Below are 3,385 nucleotides of genomic sequence, written 5' to 3'. Positions count from 1 at the left end.
AGCAACGGATGTGGTTTCTCAATCGGTTCGAGCCCGAATCGGCTGTGAACAACATCCCGGTGGCGATCCGGCTCACTGGAGCACTCGACACTGCGGCCCTGAACGCGGCGGTCGTCGACGTTCTCGACCGGCACGAAGCACTCCGTACCGTCTACCCGAGTGTGGACGGATCGGGGCATCAGGTGATCCTGCCTGCCGAATCGGTGGCACCGGACCTGACACCCACCACACCGTCCGCCGACGGTGCGGTGGCCGACCTGATCGCTTTCGCCTCCGAAGGATTCGACGTCACCCAGTCGATTCCCCTGCGCGCGAAACTGTTCCAGGTCGCCGGCGACGAGTACGTGCTGGTCGTGGTGGTTCACCACATCAGTGCCGACGGGTGGTCGTTGGGGCCGCTGACGCGCGACGTGATGACGGCTTACCTCGCTCGTGTGGCCGGCGAGGCTCCGCAGTGGACGCCGCTGGCGGTTCAGTACGCCGACTTCGCGCTGTGGCAGCGCGCCGTGCTCGGCGACGACGCGGATCCGAGCAGCCTGATTGCAGCACAGGCGGACTACTGGCGTTCGGCGCTGGCGGACCTGCCCAGTGAGCTGACTCTGCCGTACGACCGGCCGCGTCCTGCGGTGCAGTCGTACTCGGGCGGGCGGTTCCAGTTCGACATCGATGCGGATCTGCGCGTCTCGCTCGACGATCTGGCCCGGTCGACCGGAACCACCCTGTTCATGGTGCTGCACGGTGCTCTCGCACTGTTCCTGGCTCGCATGTCCACCTCGGACGACGTTGCGGTGGGTACCGCCGTCGCAGGCCGCGGCGAGGCCGTCCTGGACGACGTGATCGGTATGTTCGTCAACACCCTGGTGCTCCGCACCTCGGTCGATCGAAGTAAGGGATTCACTGACCTGCTCGGCCACGTCCGGGACGTCGACCTCGATGCGTTCGCGCATGCGGATATTCCGTTCGAGCGGCTCGTCGATCTGCTCGAACCCGAGCGCACGACAGCCAGGCACCCGCTGTTTCAGGTGGCGATCGCGTTCGAGAACCTCCCGCCGAGCGAATTCCATCTACCCGATCTGACGGTCTCGGCCGTCGACGTCGAGGTCGACACGGCGAAGTTCGATCTGTCGTTGACGCTGCACGAGGGGCCGGAGGGGACCGGTCTGGGTGCAAGTTTCGTGTATGCGCGAGACTTGTTCGACGAGAGGACGATCGAGGTGTTCTCACGACGTTTCCGTTGGTTGCTCGAGGCGATCGTGGCGACACCGAACACCCCGGTGGGCGATCTGTCCATTCTCTACGACGACGAGTACGACCGGCTCACCCACGTCCACGGTGACGACGTGTTGGCCGGCGGCACTCTGGCAGAGATATTCGCTGCCGGTGCCGCACTCGACCCGTCGGCGACCGCGATACGGTACGAGGGCCGCTCGATCTCGTACGCCGAACTCGATGCGACGTCCTCGCAGCTGGCCCGGGTGCTCATCGAACGCGGCGCGGGCCCGGAATCCGTTGTGGCTCTGGGATTCCAGCGCTCCTATTTCATGGTGCTCGCGGTCTGGGCAGTGGCGAAATCGGGGGCTGCGCATCTACCCGTCGACCCGACGTATCCGCAGGATCGCATCGCCCATATGGTCTCGGACTCCGAGGCCGTACTGGGCCTGACCACCCGGGCACACTCGGATCGGCTCGCCGGCGGACAGCAGGATCTGGCCTGGCTGAGCGTCGACGACGACGAGTTCGTGGCCGAGGTTCGCACCCGCTCTACCGAGCCGGTCACCGACGCCGACCGCCTGCGACCCGTCACGTTCCAGAACCCGGCCTACGTCATCTACACCTCGGGCTCGACCGGCAAGCCGAAGGGCGTCGTCGTCACGCACGCCGGGCTCGGCGGCGTCCTCGACGCAGCAACCGATCTCTATCACCTGAAGCCGGCCTCGAGGTTCCTGCACGTCTGCTCGCCGAACTTCGATCCGTCGGTCCTGGAGTGGATGGCGGCATTCTCCGTCGGCGCGACGTTGGTAGTCGTACCGGCATCGATTCTCGGCGGCACCGAATTGGCCGAATTGCTGAAGGCGGAGCAGGTCACTCACGCGATCATCACGCCCGCGGTTCTGGGCACGATGGACCCGCACGGGATCGATTCGCTCGAGGTGCTCTCGGTGGGCGGCGACGTGACCACTCCCGAACTGCTCGCTCGGTGGGCAGGGGACCGGAAGTACTTCAACGGGTACGGGCCGACCGAGACCACGATCATCTCCAGCTTCGCCGAGTTGACGCCGGGTGAGCCGATCACCATCGGTCGGCCGATTCACGGCATGTCCGTGCTCATCCTCGATTCCCGACTCGTACCGGTTCCGACCGGTGTCGCAGGTGACCTGTATCTGTCGGGCGGTGCGCTTGCTCGCGGCTATCTCGGTAGGCCGGGTCTGTCTTCCGAGCGTTTCGTGGCCAATCCGTACGGCATCGACGGCGCACGGATGTATCGCACCGGCGACGTGGTGCGATGGACGGAGGACCTGCAGCTGCAGTTCGTCGGCCGCACCGACTTCCAGGTGAAGGTGCGTGGTTTCCGTATCGAGTTGGGCGAGATCGACTCCGCGCTCACCGCTGCTCCCGAGGTCGACTTCGCCGTCACTCTCGGGCACGAACTGCCCTCGGGTGTCACCACCCTCGTGTCCTATGTGCTGCCGACGAGAGGGTCCGTCGTCGACGTGGAGGAGTTGACTGCTTTCGTCGGAAAGTCGTTGCCGGGCTACATGATTCCATCTTCGATCATTGTTCTCGATGCGATCCCGTTGACTCCGGTGGGCAAGCTCGACCGGACTGCACTGCCTGCCCCGGTGTTCGAGGCCCGCGAGTTCAGGGCGCCCACCACCCCGGTCGAGGAGACCGTCGCGGGTGTGTTCGCCGGTGTGCTGGGTATCGAGCGGGTGGGGCTCGATGACGATTTCTTTGCGTTGGGCGGAAACTCGTTGATCGCAACGCAGGTGGTGTCGCGGCTCGGGGCGGCTTTGGACACCGTGGTGCCGGTGCGGGCGTTGTTCGAGAGTCCTACTGTCGCTGAGTTGGTGGCGTATGTGGAAGGTGGTGTCGGTTCGGGTGCTCGTGCTCCGCTGGTGGCCGGTCCACGTCCTGAGCGGATTCCGTTGTCGTTGGCGCAGCAGCGGATGTGGTTTTTGAATCGGTTGGATCCGGCGTCGGCTGTGAACAACATTCCGGCTGCGATTCGGTTGACGGGCGAGTTGGATGTTGTTGCGCTGTGGGCTGCGGTCGGTGATGTGGTGGCGCGGCACGAGGTGTTGCGGACGGTGTATCCGGATCACGATGGGGTCGGTCACCAACAGGTGTTGGCAGAGTCCGATGCAGCCATCGACATCTCGGTCGT

1 protein-coding gene is annotated in these 3,385 nt (G+C 65.0%); it reads left to right on the top strand.

Annotated features, from left to right (window positions below; all coding sequences use genetic code 11):
• The coding region (locus RHODMAR_RS20475) for a non-ribosomal peptide synthetase (RefSeq protein ID WP_042939980.1) at window positions 1-3,385 on the top strand (3,385 nt) is incomplete at both ends.

The organism is Rhodococcus sp. AW25M09 (genome assembly GCF_000333955.1).
GTDB lineage: Bacteria > Actinomycetota > Actinomycetes > Mycobacteriales > Mycobacteriaceae > Rhodococcoides.
The sequence above is the reverse complement of the archived record's forward strand: the minus strand, read 5'-3'. Positions and strand labels throughout refer to the sequence as shown.